The organism is Clostridium fermenticellae, assembly GCF_003600355.1.
Classification (GTDB): domain Bacteria; phylum Bacillota; class Clostridia; order Clostridiales; family Clostridiaceae; genus Clostridium_AV; species Clostridium_AV fermenticellae.
In genome coordinates this window covers 913,002-930,991 of record NZ_CP032416.1, presented here as the reverse complement: position 1 = coordinate 930,991, position 17,990 = coordinate 913,002, and the positions used below count along the sequence as shown (strand labels likewise).

At 29.5% G+C, this 17,990-nt stretch carries 18 protein-coding genes; 3 read left to right on the top strand and 15 right to left on the bottom strand.

The window, feature by feature from the left end; translation table 11 throughout:
• Positions 1-2: 2 nt before the first annotated feature.
• From D4Z93_RS04540 to D4Z93_RS04520, 5 genes are all read right to left on the bottom strand, one after another.
• Complete coding sequence (locus D4Z93_RS04540; protein ID WP_119974229.1) at positions 3-656, bottom strand: HEAT repeat domain-containing protein; 654 nt, start codon at positions 654-656, stop codon at positions 3-5.
• A gap of 283 nt (positions 657-939) precedes the next feature.
• Complete coding sequence (pdxR, locus tag D4Z93_RS04535; RefSeq protein WP_119970772.1) at positions 940-2,361, bottom strand: MocR-like pyridoxine biosynthesis transcription factor PdxR; 1,422 nt, start codon at positions 2,359-2,361, stop codon at positions 940-942.
• Between the two features lie 109 nt (positions 2,362-2,470).
• The gene (locus D4Z93_RS04530; protein ID WP_119970770.1) at positions 2,471-3,367 is read right to left on the bottom strand and encodes a nucleotidyltransferase domain-containing protein; all 897 of its coding nucleotides are present in this window, start codon (positions 3,365-3,367) and stop codon (positions 2,471-2,473) included.
• Between the two features lie 156 nt (positions 3,368-3,523).
• The gene (gene hflX / locus D4Z93_RS04525; protein WP_119970768.1) at positions 3,524-5,314 is read right to left on the bottom strand and encodes a GTPase HflX; all 1,791 of its coding nucleotides are present in this window, start codon (positions 5,312-5,314) and stop codon (positions 3,524-3,526) included.
• Between the two features lie 160 nt (positions 5,315-5,474).
• Positions 5,475-5,654, bottom strand: a complete 180-nt coding sequence (locus D4Z93_RS04520) for a hypothetical protein (protein ID WP_119970767.1) — start codon at positions 5,652-5,654, stop codon at positions 5,475-5,477.
• 294 nt (positions 5,655-5,948) lie between these two features.
• Between D4Z93_RS04520 and hpt the strand changes: the two genes are divergently transcribed.
• Complete coding sequence (hpt, locus tag D4Z93_RS04515) at positions 5,949-6,476, top strand: hypoxanthine phosphoribosyltransferase (protein WP_119970765.1); 528 nt, start codon at positions 5,949-5,951, stop codon at positions 6,474-6,476.
• Between the two features lie 155 nt (positions 6,477-6,631).
• Here hpt and yunB read toward each other — a convergent pair whose 3' ends face one another.
• Positions 6,632-7,306, bottom strand: a complete 675-nt coding sequence (yunB, locus tag D4Z93_RS04510; RefSeq protein WP_119970763.1) for a sporulation protein YunB — start codon at positions 7,304-7,306, stop codon at positions 6,632-6,634.
• Positions 7,307-7,403: 97 nt separating this feature from the next.
• Between yunB and D4Z93_RS04505 the strand changes: the two genes are divergently transcribed.
• Positions 7,404-9,752, top strand: a complete 2,349-nt coding sequence (locus tag D4Z93_RS04505; RefSeq protein WP_119970762.1) for a transglycosylase domain-containing protein — start codon at positions 7,404-7,406, stop codon at positions 9,750-9,752.
• Positions 9,753-9,805: 53 nt separating this feature from the next.
• Here D4Z93_RS04505 and spoVAE read toward each other — a convergent pair whose 3' ends face one another.
• The 6 genes from spoVAE to spoIIAA form a co-directional block, all read right to left on the bottom strand.
• A complete protein-coding gene (spoVAE, locus tag D4Z93_RS04500; RefSeq protein WP_119970760.1) occupies positions 9,806-10,165 on the bottom strand; it encodes a stage V sporulation protein AE in 360 nt (119 codons plus the stop codon).
• Positions 10,166-10,179: 14 nt separating this feature from the next.
• On the bottom strand, positions 10,180-11,193 hold the full coding sequence (gene spoVAD / locus D4Z93_RS04495; protein WP_119970758.1) for a stage V sporulation protein AD: 1,014 nt from the start codon (positions 11,191-11,193) through the stop codon (positions 10,180-10,182).
• A 13-nt stretch (positions 11,194-11,206) separates the two neighbouring features.
• Entirely contained in the window at positions 11,207-11,665 is a 459-nt protein-coding gene (spoVAC, locus tag D4Z93_RS04490; RefSeq protein WP_119970756.1) for a stage V sporulation protein AC, read from the bottom strand.
• Positions 11,666-11,785: 120 nt separating this feature from the next.
• Positions 11,786-12,541 carry an RNA polymerase sporulation sigma factor SigF gene (gene sigF, locus D4Z93_RS04485; RefSeq protein WP_119970754.1) on the bottom strand — a complete coding sequence of 252 codons (756 nt, stop codon included), beginning with the start codon at positions 12,539-12,541 and terminating at the stop codon, positions 11,786-11,788.
• 10 nt (positions 12,542-12,551) lie between these two features.
• A complete protein-coding gene (gene spoIIAB, locus D4Z93_RS04480) occupies positions 12,552-12,980 on the bottom strand; it encodes an anti-sigma F factor (protein WP_119970752.1) in 429 nt (142 codons plus the stop codon).
• A gap of 17 nt (positions 12,981-12,997) precedes the next feature.
• On the bottom strand, positions 12,998-13,333 hold the full coding sequence (gene spoIIAA, locus D4Z93_RS04475; RefSeq protein WP_119970750.1) for an anti-sigma F factor antagonist: 336 nt from the start codon (positions 13,331-13,333) through the stop codon (positions 12,998-13,000).
• Positions 13,334-13,806: 473 nt separating this feature from the next.
• Between spoIIAA and speE the strand changes: the two genes are divergently transcribed.
• Positions 13,807-14,634, top strand: coding sequence for a polyamine aminopropyltransferase (speE, locus tag D4Z93_RS04470; RefSeq protein ID WP_119970748.1), 828 nt, complete (start codon positions 13,807-13,809; stop codon positions 14,632-14,634).
• 127 nt (positions 14,635-14,761) lie between these two features.
• On the opposite strand, the gene D4Z93_RS04465 is transcribed toward speE, so the two are convergent.
• The 3 genes from D4Z93_RS04465 to D4Z93_RS04455 form a co-directional block, all read right to left on the bottom strand.
• A complete protein-coding gene (locus D4Z93_RS04465; protein ID WP_243105979.1) occupies positions 14,762-16,519 on the bottom strand; it encodes an Eco57I restriction-modification methylase domain-containing protein in 1,758 nt (585 codons plus the stop codon).
• Between the two features lie 73 nt (positions 16,520-16,592).
• Complete coding sequence (locus tag D4Z93_RS04460) at positions 16,593-17,321, bottom strand: WecB/TagA/CpsF family glycosyltransferase (RefSeq protein WP_119970746.1); 729 nt, start codon at positions 17,319-17,321, stop codon at positions 16,593-16,595.
• A gap of 1 nt (position 17,322) precedes the next feature.
• Positions 17,323-17,976 (bottom strand): sugar transferase, encoded by a 654-nt coding sequence (locus tag D4Z93_RS04455; RefSeq protein WP_119970744.1) that lies wholly within the window; start codon positions 17,974-17,976, stop codon positions 17,323-17,325.
• Positions 17,977-17,990 lie beyond the last annotated feature (14 nt).

The window sequence follows — 17,990 nt, the reverse complement described above, 5'->3', positions numbered from 1 at the left end:
AATCACCTCTTATCCTCAAGATCGCTTTCCAAATACCTCTGAGCTGAAAGTTTCAAATATTCTTTATCTGTACTATTATAAATTTCTTTTATTTTGTCTGCTGCCTTCAAACTTTTAATTTTCAAAAGAGCCTTTACTGCATACATTATCACTTGCGAATTTGAATCATCAAGTGCTCTTATTAAAATATCCTCGGATTTAATATCGCCTATTTTCCCCAAAGCGGATATCGACATTCTTCTAACATTTACGTGATTATTTACAGAAGCCTTTGAAAGTATGTCAACTACATCTTTATTACCTATTTCTCCAAGTATCCATACAGCTATTTCTTTGGCCTTTGTACTCATATCCGCATAACTATTTCTTATAAATTCTATTAATTCATTTTTATCCTCACATTTAAGACCTTTCAAGGTGTCAATTTTATCTTGTTTAGGTGTAGTCATCATAATCTCAAATAATTTATGTACATCATTGCTTTTTGCTAAAATGCCGTATTTTATCTTTCCATTAAGTATGTGTCTCTTAATAGTATCTTCAGATAAATTTCTAATTTTGCAAAGTGTATTCACCTTTTTGCCTTCCAGAAACATAAAATATGTTATATCGTCATCATCATAATCATCTATTTTACTCCAATCTATATCTACCATACCCACTTTTTTCAAATATTTCTCACCACCAAAATAAAATTTATAGGGTTTGTAATTCCAAGCTTAACTTATGCGCAGGCCGGGATTTCTAAAATTTAGGCACATTAAAAAATTTTGTAGTAAGTGTTAGTGAAGCATTCTTAAAAATCTTAGTGGATTTTATATGTTTGAGCCTGCGAGTTTATAAAATCTGCTTAGATTTTTATGAACGCAAACTTACACTTACTAGAAATTTTTTACGTGACGTATTTTGGAAATCCCGGCCGGAGCATAAGTTAAGCTTTCATTTACAAACCCTATAGTTTTCAATTAAATTCCCAATAATTTTTATTCCATTTTCTATATTCTTTTTATCTATTTGTGAAAAACCAAGCTTAAAGTACTTTAATCCATTTACTGATTCCTTATAAAATATAGTTCCAGGCATAATCAAAACATTTTTATTCTTTGCTCTTCTAAAAAGTTGTATTGAATTAATATTAAACCTATCATTTATTTTTACATAAAAATGCAGTCCACCACCAGGAACTATAAAAGAAACTTTATCATATAAATATTTCGTTAAAACTTCCTTCATAAATAAATACTTCTTTGAATATATTTTATTCAATTTATCTATATATTCCTTCCAAAGTCCCTTAGTTATATATAAATCTAAAGCTCTTTGCATAAGACTTGAAGTTGAAATATCAGTATTTACTTTAGAGTTTTGAATACTCTCTTTAAATTTTTTGGGTGGTATTAAATATCCTATTCTTATTCCTGGAAGAAAAATTTTAGAAAAACTCTTTATATATATAACTCTGTCATTTCTATCAAGACTTTTAAATGTCGCATATTCTATATTCTTATCATATATAAGTTCTGATAGATAATCATCCTCTATTATATAAAAATCATATATATCGGCAAGCCTTAATATTTGTTCTTTTTTTTGCCTGCTGTAGCTTATTCCTGTAGGATTTTGAAAATAACTCATAGTATAAAAACATTTTATATTATTTTTTCTGAGTATCTTTTCAAATTTATTTATATTTATTCCTTGAAATCCAACTGGAATTTCACATATATTGGCTCTTCTCCATTTAAAAACTGAAAGTGCCCCACTGTATGTCGGCATCTCGACTAATACACTATCATTTGTATTAATTAAAGCCTTGCTTATTATATCAATACCCTGTTGTGCTCCGGATATTATTAAAATGTCATCTATATCGACTTCATCATTCCAAAATACTTTACTTATACTTTTTCTAAGTCCGGCATATCCAAGTGCCTCTTGATAACTCAAAGCATCAACTCCATCTCTATCAAGCACCTCATTTAATACGTCTTTAAATGAATTTACCGGGAAAAAATCACTGCAGGGGCTTTCACCCGTGAAATCAATGTATTTTTTAAAGTCTCCACTCGAAACCTTTTTTATTGTGTTAGAATATTCTCTCCTAAAACTTTTAAATGAATCCTTTCTTTTTGCATAAGTTCCACTTCCTATTTTTTGCACTGCATAACCTTCATCTTTAAGCACATTATATGTGTGTACAATTGTAATATTATTAACCTCCAAAAATTCTGCAAGTTTTCTGATCGGAGGCAATTTTTCACCATCCTTTATCTCATTATTATCTATAAGTCTTTTTATATGGTTTGAAATCGCAACATACTTTGGGATACCATGTGAAAATTTTAAAAAATATTTATCCATATAAGAATGCCTCTCCTAAATTCAATTTTTTACTTACATAAATAATTATACTATCAAATAAAGCTTTAGCGAATTTAAATTTGCTAAAGCTTCATTTGAACGATGAATTTTATATAAAGTAAACATTTTCTTTAAAAACCAACATACCATTTTCAGTTTTCAGATCTCTGCTATCCTTTTTTATAATATTTTTCTGCCAAAGTTTGTTTAATATTTCTTCCATATTTATATCATAATTATTAAATAATTTATCTTCTTTTATATCTTCAGAACTTAAAAAGCAATCTTTTTCTCTCATATAATTAATAAGTACATTAACTAAATTCCTTATTGAACTATCAATATTTGATTGGAAATACTTAAGTACATCTGTTATTACTTCTTTTATATCATCTTTATTAAAAAATAATTTATCTACACATTTTCTAAAATTATCATTCAAATTCATCGCCATCGTCATTGCATCTTTGCTTATCATATAACCAGAAAAATTAACATACAACTTAGAATATTCCTCAGCGCACTTAACAGCCGCTGTATATGCAGTATATATACCATCATTATATAAATATTTCTTACAAATACCTATATTTTTTAACAGTTTCCCCAAATACACCATATTCCATCTTTCTCTGTCTAAATCCGGGTAGTACCTTCCATTATCATATCTTGTTGTAATTTCTATATCTTTGGAAAATACCAACCTTGAAGAAGCAAATATTCTATGCATAAAGCTTCCCTTAAGGTCTTCTTCTTGAAATCTCACAAATTTATTTTTGCCCATAAGCTTTATATGTACAGGTATACTTTTCTCTTCTGTATAAATATTTTGAACATCAGAGTAACTTTTATCTAATATAACGAATAAATCAATATCAGATTCATCCCACAGATCACCTGTTACCATACTTCCAAAAACCATAACTGCGAGAACTGATTCATTTGACCTCATTCTATCCACTATTCCATTAAAGGCTTTTTGGTATTGCAAAATAGTCTTTTCCATAATATTATTGCCCCCTTTTTTAAGCTGATAATAAAACTAATATTTTTATTAATTGTGTGATTTTTTATATTATATAACATAATTGAATAAAATTACAATAAACCAGGTATTTTTCCTCACCTGTAATAAAACTATTAATCATTAACTTACATAAATTCACTTTATATTACTTAAAAGATACTTTTGGCACTTGTTATATATCTCATCATCAACTACCACCCTTATATGTGTTCCATTTTCTACATACTCTTCACTTTTAATCTTTGAATTTCTATGAAGAAATGCAACTACAGACTGTTCAGAATATGGTATCAAATATTCTACACTTCTCAGTTTAGATGGAAGTGTTTTTAAAATCTGTTTTAATAAAAGCGCTATATTTTCACCCGTTTTTGCTGATATACAAACTGAGGCAATATCCTTATTATTATCTAAAATGCTATTTATTTTTTCAGAAGATGCTTTATCTTTCTTATTTAATACAAGTAAGGCAGGTTTATCTTCTACTCCAAGTTCCTTGAATATACCATTTACCACATTTATCTGTTCATATGCATATTCCGACGAACAATCTACAACATGTAAAAGTAAATCTGAATAAATAACCTCCTCAAGAGTTGACTTAAAAGCCTCCACAAGATCATGTGGAAGTTTTCTTATAAATCCTACTGTATCTGTAACAGCTGCCATTCTCATATCTGGAAGTGCTATAGCTCTAGTCGTAGTATCAAGAGTTGCAAACAACATATCTGCTTCAAATACCTTATTTTTTTGTATTCCTTCATTTGCTGATGCAACATCACACAATTTATTTCTTAAAGTAGATTTACCTGCATTCGTATATCCAACCAAAGATATTTTTAAAAGCTCATTTCTTTTATTTCTCTGAGTACTTCTAACCTGTTTTATTTTTTTAAGTTCTCTATTCAAATCATATATCTTTTCTTTTATATGCCTTTTATCTACCTCCAGCTTTTTCTCTCCGGGGCCTCGTGTGCCAATACCTCCACCTGTTCTAGACAATATTATTCCAAGACCACTTAATCTTGGAAGCCTATACTTAAGCTGTGCAAGTTCAACCTGTATCTTGGCTTCCCTGCTCTTAGCCCTTCGTGCAAAAATTTCAAGTATCAGTGTAGTCCTATCAATGACCTTTGCTCCAATACTTTCCTCCAAATTTCTAACCTGAGATGCAGAAAGTTCGTCATCAAAAATGATTATATTTGAATTCTGCGATTGCCTAAGAAGTGCTATTTCATTAACTTTTCCTTTTCCAACATAAAAAACATTATCTATTACAGCCTTTTTTTGAAATACCTTGTAGACTACCTTTACATTACAAGCCTCTGCAAGTTCTGCTAGTTCATCTATACTTTCCTGACTTTCAATTCCTACTAATATCGCTCTTTCAGAATCATCATAAACAATATCATTATCTTTCATCAATTCCTCAATATCCTTTATAGATTTAAGTATGTTATAATTCAAACCATCCTGAATATTAAGCGGTCTTGTAATTTTAGCATTTAAAAGCCCATCTTGAATAGAACAAAAACCGATCATTATACCCTTACATTCACTTTCATTTACACCAAGGGCAGCAATACAATCCAATTTTAGCTTTAAAAGAGCCGAAAGATCTATTGCTGATAAGTTACAATTTCCATTTGGGTGCGTATGTATTATCCTTATACCGGATAATTTTTTCTGCTTTATATAAACTTCTGGCATTTCAACAGTACTACTGTCTCCTACCGCCACACTTATAACATTTCCCTTCCGATTTATAGCAACACTTATTTCTCTATTTAAATGTGTAGTAATTTCACTTAACATGTCTATAAGGTCATTGCTGCATATACTGTCTTTGGGCATCTTTATCTCATAAATTTCATCAAGTTTTCCCAAAATAGAATTTCTAATACCATCTGTATTTCCATATATCATAATTATTCACCTCAATAAAATATACATAATATAACTTTAACTGCAAAGTATATCTACAAAACATTATTTTAACTTAAACTAATAATAAAGTAAATGCTGCAGTAATTTGCCCATAAAAGCATCAGGAGGTTCCGAAATCCCCCTGATACAAAAATTTAAACTAACTTAACAGAATAATAAATATTCCCATGACAATTATTGAAAGAGCAACTATAGAAAACGTTTCCACTTTGTTTTCTTCGAAACTTTCCTCATCCTTTTTTTTATCAATTACTTCAACAGACCCTTTTAAATCTTTCTGATGCACTGTTTTTGTATTTAAAGATACCATCTTTGACATTTACAGCACCTCCCATAATTTAAATTTAAAAAGATTATATAACCTACTAAAGGTGTCTATTAGTTTGAAATAATTTAGGAAATATATTATTTAATATTATTATACTACTTTTTTAAATTATTGTTAATATTTAAAAAATTTGAAATCTTTTTATTCCTACAATATCACTTTCATGTGAGATTAAGAATTATAGTCATATATTTATGAAGGTATTGAAAGCCCGTTAAAATCTTGTTAATATAATTAATATAAATAGAGGACTTTCGATTTAAAAATTAATTTGGAGGATCACACATGGAAGATAAAATAAAAAAAGCATTAATATCAAAAGAAGAAATATCAAATAGAATTTCTGAAACTGGAAAGCTTATATCCAAAGAATATAAAGGTAAAAATTTATATGTTTTATCACTACTAAGGGGCAGTTTTATATTTACCGCGGATTTAGTAAGGGCAATAGATTTACCCTTAAAAATAGGATTTATGACAACTTCGAGTTATGGCAATTCTGAAATATCTTCTGGAAATGTAAGAGTAGTAAACGACATACCTGATAATATCAAAGGATTAGATGTGCTTATCGTAGATGATATTATAGATACAGGAATAACTATGGATTTTGTAGTAAACCACGTAAAAGCATTAGGAGCAAATAGTGTAAAATGCTGTACATTATTAGATAAGCCTACTAGGAGAAAAACAGATATAAAACCTGATTTTTTCTGTTTTGAAATTCCAGATGTATTTGTAGCCGGATACGGATTAAACTACGGGGATTATTATAGAAATATACCTTATGTATTCAACTTTGAAGATAAATAACAATATAATTAAAAATTATAAATCATAGGATTTACAAATAGAAGCTTAACTTATGTGCAGACCGGGATTTCTAAAATTTTTTACGTGACGTATTTTGGAAATCCCGGCCGGAGCATAAGTTAAGCTTTCAGTTACAAACCCTATAAGTACTATAATTATTTTTGATTCTGGAGTTTAAAACCGCTTCCATCTAATCCTAAGTTTAAAGCAGTTTGTGGTACCTTTCCGACTATTATAGTTTCAGAAATAGGGACTTCATTTTTAATACTTATATTTTCACTTTTAAGTGGTACTATAATTTTCATATTTGTACTAACCTCTACATATATTTTATGCCTGGTTTGATTTATTCCTGCACTCTCAAAATTTGAAATATATTTTGTTTCTATATATCCAACCGGCTGCATCTTCACCGTTATATTAGGTCCAAAAAATGCAAAGAGATTATTTTTTAGTACATATCCTAATGGAATTTTCACCCCATCTTCTCCCACATTTTTTAGTTCTTTTTGTGATTTAATAGCTACATCACATGCTATCTTATTCATCCTTAAAGTATCTGCCTTCATCATAACTATATTTCCATCCCTATCCTTTTCAGTATGTATAATGCTGTCGTAATTAAATTCTTTAGTATATTCCTTTAATATAACTGAATTTATTATTTCAGTAACCTGTGCTCTAATCTCTGCTTCAGATGCAGTAATAATAGCTGGACTTATAAGAAAATTGACCACATATATATTAGTAACTATAATAAAAATTATTAATACTATAATAAAATACACTTTTATTTTCTTATTTATACTGAAATTTCTTATTGTGCTCACTTCCTTTTACCACAGGGTTAACATTCATTTCATTAATACTTTATTTTGTGATATAATTATTTAAATCAATTATTTTACATAAACAAGGAGGACAATTATGAGCAAGAAGCGTAAAAGAACTAAAGCCAAACCTCATTCTAAGGCTTTAAAAATAACGCTTATTACTATTTTAACTTTAATTATATTAGGAGCAGTAACATGTACAGGAGTAGTTTTCGCAATAATAAAAAATGCTCCTGCTTTAAATGTCAACCAACTTTTAACATTGGATGAATCTTCTGTTTTATATGACAATCAAAATCAACTCATGGATGTTGTAGTTACAAGTCAACAAAGAAAGGTTATCTCTTATAAAGATATGCCGCAAAATCTAAGAAATGCATTCATAAGTATAGAAGATGAAAGATTTTATAAACATAAAGGCATAGATGTAAAAAGAATATTGGGTGTCGCACTTATAGATATAAAAAATAAAATAACAAGACAACCTGGTATACAGGGTGCTTCTACTATAACCCAACAGCTAGTGAGGAACACAATGTTATCTTCAGAAGTTTCATTTAAAAGAAAAATTCAAGAAATCTATCTTGCTGTAAAGCTTGAAAAATATCTATCAAAAGACCAAATTCTACAAGCATATATAAATACAATATATCTTGGTGGAAAAGCATTGGGAGCTGAAGCTGCTTCAGAGCAATATTTTAATAAAGATGCAAAAGATCTAAATTTAATTGAATGTGCATTTATAGCTGGAATACCTCAAAGTCCATCTGTATATTATCCTTTTTCAGATGCAGCAAAAAAAAACCCTTCACTTTATTTAAACAGAACTAAGACTGTACTAAAAAAAATGTATGAGAATGGATACATAACTTCTGATGTCTATAACAATGCTCTAACAGACCTCGCAAATAACAAATTGGTATTTGAGCCTCAGAACTCAAACAGTGGAAAACTCAATTATGAATATTTTACACTTCCAGCCATAGATCAAGTGAAAAAAGCGCTGGAAAGTCAATATCATTATAGTGAAAATCAAGCAGAGCACATGTTAATGTATGGAGGTCTAAAAATATATACAACGATGGATAAATCAATTCAAAATAGTACTCAACAGGTGCTAAATACGACAACTATATTAGGCAATAATTCATCCAACAATATAGAACAACCGCAAGCTTCCGCAGTTATAATGGATTATCGCACTGGAGAGATTAAATGTATTGTTGGTGGACGAGGAGATCAACCAGCAAGATCTTACAATAGAGCTGCTTCTAATAGTTTTTTGCGGCCTACGGGTTCAAGTATAAAACCGTTAACTGTATATTCACCTGCGATTGCTTCAAAAGAATATACAGCAGCTTCAATTATTGATGATTCTCCACTTAGCAATGATTTATCCCAAAAATATAGTTCTGATGGTACATCATACACTCCACATAATGACTACTCAAACTACATGGGTGATATAACCTTAAGGACCGCATTAGAACATTCAAGTAACTTAGCTTCAGTAAAGATTGAAGATAAAATTGGTCTTTCAACTGGAATAGACTATGCTCAAAAATTTGGCTTGACATTAGATGAACATGATAAAACAAGTATATCTGCATTATCTTTGGGACAGTTACACCATGGTTCAAACACTCTTACTATGGCAGCTGCTTATGGAGTTTTTGGAAACTATGGTACATATACCTCTCCTAAACTCTACACCAAAGTCGTTGATAGATCTGGAAAGGTAATTTTGCAAAATAACACTACTACAAAAAAAATTATGTCAGCACAAAGTGCATACATAATGTATGATTTATTAAAAGGTCCAGTAAGTGATCAAGGTACAGGACCCAATGCCAATTTTGGAGATATGCCGATTAGAGGTAAAACTGGTACTTCTACTGATTCAAAAGACTTATGGTTTTGTGGACTTACCCCTTATTATTCTGCCGCTGTGTGGATAGGTAATGATGATAATTCCATAATCACAGGACTTAACAGTAATTCATCAGCCTCTTTATGGGCAGCTATAATGAAACCTATACATCAAAATTTACCAAACAAGGATATTGATATACCAGACAGCATCGTAACAGAACCAATATGTCAGCTTTCCGGTAAACTTGCAACTTCAATATGCTATAGTGATCCAGATAAAAGCACTGTTTATAACGAACTATTTATAGATGGAACTCAACCCACTACTTATTGTAATAACGCCCATCTATCAAATAAAATAAACTCATTTTTTAATAACTCTGGATTAAAGAAATCTAATCGGAATAATAACAATAATGCTTCTAATGGTAGGAATAATAATAACAATAATAATAATAACAATAATAATAATATTCCTGATGATAAAACACAAAAAAATAGTAATAATACTGATATCAATTTGGACGATAACAACACAGACAATCAAAAAGTAAATTCAGATAGCAACTAAATAATTGGGATTATCACATTTATTTAAACGTGATAATCCCAATTATTTTGATATTAATCTTTTGTCTTTGGATTAAATATCAATGCTGTTATATATCCAAATATTATTGCAGCACTTACACCACCGGCTGTGCCTTTTATTCCACCAGTAAAAGCACCTATTAATCCTTTAGCATCTACCTCTTTTATGGCAGCCTTTGCAAGGATATTTCCAAAACCAGGTAAAGGCACAGTAGCTCCTGCTCTACCATATTTTATCACAAAATCGTATATATTTAACGCCCCTAAAAATACTCCTGCTGTAACAAATGCAACAAGTATTCTTGCGGGTGTTAATTTTGTCTTATCCATAAGAATTTGACCGATTACACATATAATTCCTCCAACTATAAATGCCATTAAATAACTTTTCATATGAATTATACCTCCTAATCTCCATATTCAATTGACACAGCATGAGCTATACCAGGAATACTTTCTCCTTGAAGTGAGGATGTAGTACTTAAAAGAGCACCTGTTGAAATGAGCAATACTTTCTTAAACTTCTTGTTCATCATATTTTTATATATATATCCACAATAAACTACAGCAGAACATCCACATCCACTTCCACCAGCATTTGTATCATCCTGACTTTTATCAAATATTTCCTGACCACAATCCATATAATTGGAAGATATATCATATCCATATTTCTTTACTAGTTTTTCAGTTATTTCCTTACCATATTTTCCAAGATCACCTGTAGCTATTAAATCATAATAACTCGGGCTGCGTCCTGTATCTTTAAAATGCTGATAAATAGTTGCCGCAGCAGCTGGTGCCATAGCAGATCCCATATCATTAGAATCTGTAACTCCATAATCCTTTATCTTTCCAGTAGTGACATACGTTACATATGGAAAATTCCCAGTTTTTCCAAGAACCATTGCTCCTGCACCAGTTACTGTCCATTGGGATGTAAGAGCTCTCTGCGTTCCAAATTCTAATGGAAATCTAAATTGTCTTTCAGAAGCAGCAAAATGTGATGAGGTTGCGGCTATAACATAATTTGCAAATTCTCCATCCATTATCATTGATGCTATGCTTAATGATTCAGTCATTGTTGAGCATGCACCGTATAATCCTATAAAGGGAACATTCATTCCTCTAACTGCGAAACTGGATGCTGACAGTTGATTCAAAAGATCTCCTGCAAATATGTATCCAATTTTTTCTTCAGTTAAATTTGCCCTTTTTATACTCTCAGATATAGCTGTTGACAGTATATTTGTTTCAGCTTTTTCAAAACTTTCATTTTCCTTATGATCATTTTTTAAAATGACATCAAAATAGTCCTTAAAATTTCCTTTACCCTCCTTAGGTCCAACAACGCTTGCCGTAGATATAATTCTAGGTTTACTTTCAATTCTCACAGTTTGATCTCCAAGTCTTTTATTCAAAATTAAACCTCCTTTAAAAAAAACTATTTATTATAAAGTAAATGATGCCAACCAGCACTGATGAACCTATACCATACACAAGTACTGGTCCTGCTATAGTAAACATCTTAGCTGCTACACCAAACACATAGCCTTCTTTTTTAAACTCCATCGCCGGAGAAACTATTGAATTTGCAAATCCTGTTATAGGTACAACTGTTCCGGCACCAGCATAATTAGCTATTTTATCATACACACCTATTCCAGTTAAAAAAGCAGCTAGAAATATCATAACTATACACACATATGTTCCTGAATCTTCATTTGACAATCCCATACTCAAAAACCAGTTGCTAAAAAATTGTCCAATATCACATATCAGTCCACCTATAACAAATGCATAAATACAGTTTTTTAATAAATTCGGCTTTGGCTGCGTTTTTGAATATAAACTTTGAAATTCATTTCTAATATCCTGTTCATTCACATTCATGTATAATCCCCTCTTTCATAGATTTTATATCTTATTTTATGTTATATAAGAAATTTTAAACAAAAATAAGAACATAAAAAAAATATCTCAAAATAGAATTAATTCTATTTTGAGATATTTTTATCCAGTCAAACTTTTTTTCATTACTTTCAAAACTCTTTTTTCAATTCTAGACACTTGTACTTGACTTATTCCAAGCATTTTTGCTACCTGAACCTGAGTCTTATCTTTAAAATATCTTAGCATTATAATCTGCCTTGATTTTACATCTAAACTCTTCAATGCCTCTTTCAATGCTATCCTATCTACCATTTTTGTATCTTCTTCATGATTCTGACTTAATTTATCAATAAGTAATACTGGTGATCCATCATCTTGATGTATAGTATCATACAAATACTGCAAACTGTTCGCGGATTCCATAGCAAAAACTATTTCTTCTCTGTTAACACCAGAATACTTAGCTAATTCATCAATCGTTGGTTCTCTATTCAATTCCTTTGTTAGACTCTCTTTATCATAATGCAACTTTTTAGCAGTATTTTTCACACTTCTGCTAACCTTTATTATTCCGTCATCCCTTAAAAATCTCCTTATCTCCCCAAGTATCATAGGTACTGCATAAGTAGAAAACTTTACATTGTACTTCTCATCAAAATTATTTATTGCTTTTACAAGTCCAATGCATCCAATTTGAAATATATCCTCATATTCATATCCTCTATTTAAAAATTTTTTACTGATAGCTGATACAAGAGGCAAGTTTAATTTGACTAATCTATTTAGATCATCTTTGTCTCCGTTTTGGGCACTTCTTATAAGCCGAACATTATTCTCATAGTTATAATCTATTTTTTTAACTGCTTCCTCACCCATATCAATTCACCTAACTTAACGATTTAAATTTTTTCTTCATCACAATTCTTGTCCCTTTATTTTTTTCAGAATAAACTTCTAATTTATCCATAAATGTTTCCATTACTGTAAAACCCATTCCTGATCTTTCTAAATCAGGTCTTGATGTATATAAAGGCTGTCTTGCAAGTTCTATATTTTCTATTCCTATACCGTCATCACAAATTGTAATAATAAGTTCTTTTTCTTCTATTACAGCCTCTATTTTTATTATTTCCTCCCTGTTTTGATATCCATGTATTATAGAATTTGTCACTGCTTCCGATACAGCAGTTTTTACATCTGTAAGCTCTTCTATAGTAGGATCGAGTTGAGATACAAAAGCTGCCACCGCAACTCTAGCAAAACTTTCATTTTCTGATTTACTTAGAAACTCTATTTTCATCATATTATTGTACATTTATAACTCCCCCCGAATTAAATACTCTGAACCGCTTCTTCTATAGTGTCATAAAGGCTAATTATCTTAAACATACCAGATAACTCAAATACCCTCTTTATCGAATCAGTTGCTCTGCTTATGCATATGTTTCCCCTCTTCATCTTAAGCTTTTTATATCTGCCTATTACAACTCCTATACCCGAACTATCCATAAAACTTACATTTTTAAAATCCAATATTAACTTAATAATTTTGTCTTGATTTAACTTGTCATCTATTTTATTTCTTACTTCCTCAGCACTATGATGATCAAGTTCCCCAATCATATGTACAATAAGCTTATCATTTGATTCTTCAAATTTTAAATACATTTTATCTAAACTCTACTAAAATCATAAAATTCTAGCGTTAAAGTTTCTCTTCTTTAACTTTAATTTACCATATTATAGCTTTCATATAATATGACTGTAAATAATTTAAATATCATTTACAGCATATGCATAAAACTGCATAGTCCGAGTCAGACACTTTAACCCCCCTTCAAAATTGTAATTAAAATATCCTAATGATTATATTCTATATCTGTAATATTTTTCCTCTTTTTTCTTTAAAACAATTCTATAATTTATTTTTGCCATTTATAATATTTATATACATATTATTCATAATTCACATAATTTATAATTTTATGTTTAAAAATATAGAATTTAAATTTATTAAAAGTTTTTATGATGAGGAACCTAAGCCAAGATTTCATCCATAAAGCCTATAGAAATTTATTTAAAACATTGTTATAATATTATTTGCATGCATAAATAAACATTAGGTTTGGAGGTATATTATTATGGATATGTGGCTTAGAGAAGGTCAAATAGAAGATGCTGTTATGACCTATAAAGTGAAAGAAACTCTGGTAAGGAAAAAAACTAAATATCAAGATTTATGTATCGTTGATACATATGCATTAGGTAGAATGCTTACATTAGACGGAATCGTTCAAACTACAATTAAAGATGAGTATGTATATCACGAAATGATAACTCACATTCCCCTTTTTACACATAAAAATCCTAAGAAAGTTCTTGTAGTTGGTGGTGGAGATGGTGGTACAGTAAGAGAAATTCTTAAACATCCTTCCGTTGAAAAAGTTGTATTATGTGAAATTGATGAAGATGTTATTAAGGAATGTAAAAAGTTTTTACCAGAAATAAGCTGTGGATTAAGTGATCCAAAATGTGAAATTTTCATTGGTGACGGTATAAAATATGTACATGAACATAAAAATGAATTTGATGTTATAATAGTTGATTCTACAGATCCATTCGGTGCAGCTGAAGGATTGTTTGGTGGAAGTTTTTATAAGGAAATATCTGAATGTCTAACACAAGACGGCATATTTATAGCTCAAACTGAAACACCTTTTTATTTACCAGATACAGTAAAACGTGTGTATGATGACGCAAAGGCTGTATTTCCTATAACTAAATTATTTATGGCTGGAATTCCTACATATCCAAGCGGGTTCTGGAGTTTCACAATTGGCTCAAAAAAATATAATCCGGAAACAGCTGACTTATCAAATACAATTGATATTGACACAAAATACTATACAAAACAACTTCATAAGGCTTGTTTTGTACTCCCTAAATTTATAGAGGATATATTAGAATAAGCATAAAAACTATAGGGTTTGTAATTCTAAGCTTAACTTATGCTCCGGCCGGGATTTTCAAAGTACGCCACGTAAAAAATTTTAGAAATCCCGGCCGGAGCATAAGTTAAGCTTTCAGTTACAAACCCTATATATTTTTCATATCTATAATCTGTTTTTCTGATGCTGTAATGTTAAAATACTTATCTAAAATATCATCATCAATTCTTTTACAATCACCTATTAGAGGTATTTTTAATTTCATTAATTTATTGGGATAATATTCAAATAAATCTTCTCCAAGTTTTTTAGCAATGGTTTTAAAATAAAACTCATATATCCTGCTGTTGAGTAGCTCTGAAATATACTCGTAACTAATTTTAAATTCTTCTTTTATACAAAGCGCATATACATCAGCACTAAAATAGCTTCCGATATCTATTGAAAACCTGTTATTACTGCTCTTATACGGAAATATTATTTTCTTACCTTCAAAGAGATCCGGACTTCTTCCCCATTGAAGTTCAAACCATTTTCTTATTCCATTTTTACATTCTCTTCTATCTAAAAGCTTACATTTATATTTATAAATATGATTAATTATATTTGGATACCTTTTCTCATCATCTATAAGATCTGAATATATTAAAAACTTGTCTTCTTTAATAATTTCATTCTTTTTTATAAAACTACTCTTTATCCAGGGTTTTATTATATTTGTTTCCAAACTTTCGTTAAGTACAGTATCTTTATCCACAACAAAAGCTCTGTCACATCCTGTGATTATTCCTTGATAACTTGTGCATATATCATCTAAAGTATAATGTGTCTTTTCAAATATTTTATCTAAAATCTTCCTCTCATTTTCATCTACTAAATTCCATTTATTGTTTTTTATATACAAGTTTCCAACATAAAATTTCCTGACTTTATTAAGTTTATTTAAAAAAAGACTATCAAGAAATAATTTTGTTCCTTTATACTTCGTTTCGATTGGCCTAATAACTTCTGCATTATAATTTTCAAGCTTTCTATTTCTAAGAAATATTATTACTGGATCTATTCCTATTCCCTTAAATGGACGTATACCGTAAAAATCTACTATTTTATAAATATATGTATAATTTCCAATCAAACCACGAAGATTTTCACCGCTTTGAGATTCCATAAAATATCTTAATGTGATAAACGTCAATTTTCCATCAAATTTTAAATTATCAATTGATTTAGAAAAAAAGCAATATGATATGTCTCCCTTATCACTGTATACATTACTATAAATATTCTTTAAAATACGTGCATATGCTTTATCTATAGACTTGTGACCTATATATGGTGGATTTCCTACTATGATATCATATTTACAATTTAGTTTTGTTAGTAAAAAATCAGTCGTGATAAATTTATTAAAATTCACATATCCATACATTTCGAATATATCTATTTGTAAAATCTTTAATGCAATTTTGTCTATATCGAAACCATATATATTATTATCTAAGATGTGTTTTACTACTAAATTAAAGTCTATATCCAAATTATTATTAGAATTTATAAGGTCTAAATTTTTTTCAAAAATAGACTTTAAGCGTTTTATACCTGGAATAATTATATTCCCGGTTCCACATGCAGGATCTAAAATTTTTAAATAAGGATTTTTCACTACATCCTCTTCATTTATAGTATTATTTACAATATACTCAGCAAGCTTAGGAGGAGTATATATAGCTCCTGTCGCCCTGGTATAATGTTTCACTTTATAATATTCTTGTCCGAAACTTTCATTCTCAGACATCCCAAAGATTTTTCTACAATTTTGAATTGCTATTTTTTTATATATAATATCTAATGGCTGTAAAATTATATTATATAACTTAAGTACACTATCCTCAAATTTTTCAATCATATTTAACTCTCCTAAACAATATACTCTGAAATAATAAATATCAATTCAAATTGCTATAAAGCAGGATAAGTAGTTAAAAACTAGATATCCTGCTTTTGTAATCCACTGCAACTTTAATTAGAAATCTTGGTATTACTATAAGTCTCTTTATACGCCAAGGTTCTTTTATAACTCTATAAAGCCATTCAAGGCCAAAATTTATCATCCACTTTGGAGCTCTTTTTAATTTTCCAGAAAAAACATCAAAGCTTCCTCCTACACCCATAAACACCTTACAAGGAAGTTCTTCCATATTTTTAATTATAAATCTGTCCTGCCTTGGTGAACCCATCGCAATAAATAGTGCGTATGGTTTTACTTTTTTTATATCTTCTAAAATTTTCTCACAATTATTTAAGTCAAAATATCCATTATGGCTTCCAGATATATTTATACCTGGGTATTTAAGCTTAAGATTATATATACAACTTCTTAATACATCTTCTTTAGCTCCAATTAAATATATACCATAATTATTGTTTTTACATATATTTATTATTTCCTCCATAACATCTATTCCAGCTATTTTCTCATTTACAGGATTTTTAACTATTCTTGAAGCAATCAAAGTTCCAACACCATCTGGTATAATTACTGAATTTTTAGATGTAAAACTTTGGAACATATCTTTATCTTTTAATCCATTGTATAATACTTCTGGATTTCCGGATACTATATTTACTTTTTCAAATCCTTTTATATAATTGAGCAATTGATACTTAGTTCCATTAAACACTTCAAATTTTAATATTTTGCTAAACATATCAAAAAGCTCCTTCTTTTTTAGCAACTGAAAATACCGTTCGAAATAATATTTTTATATCCATTAATATCGAAAACTTCTTTATATAAGAGAGATCATAATAAACCGTCTTTCCAAGTTCTATCTCTCCTCTTCCACTTACTTGAGCTAATCCAGTTATACCCTGAGTAACAAGTAACCTCTGTCTATAAGCTTCAGGATAATACTTAACAACCTCTGGAATCTCAGGCCTTGGCCCAACAAGACTCATAGTACCAAATAATACATTAAATAATTGAGGTATTTCATCTAAACTTGTTTTCCTCAAAAAAGCGCCAGCTTTAGTCACTCTATTATCACTTTTACTCTGAAATACAAAATTACTCAGATCACCTGGTTTAATATCAAGTTCTCTCTTTTTCTCGGCATCCACAATCATAGTTCTAAATTTGTATATTGTAAACTCTTTTTCATTTTTGCCAACTCTAATCTGTTTAAATATAATAGGACCTTTTGAATCTAATTTAATCCATATCGACAAAATCAATAATAGTGGTGATAGTATTACAATTCCTATCAAAGACAAAATAAAATCCATACATCTTTTAATTGCAAACTGAAACTTTTTACTCTCTATATCATCCGCAATATTTATTTTTATATCTTCAGCCTTCATTTACATCCTCCCAA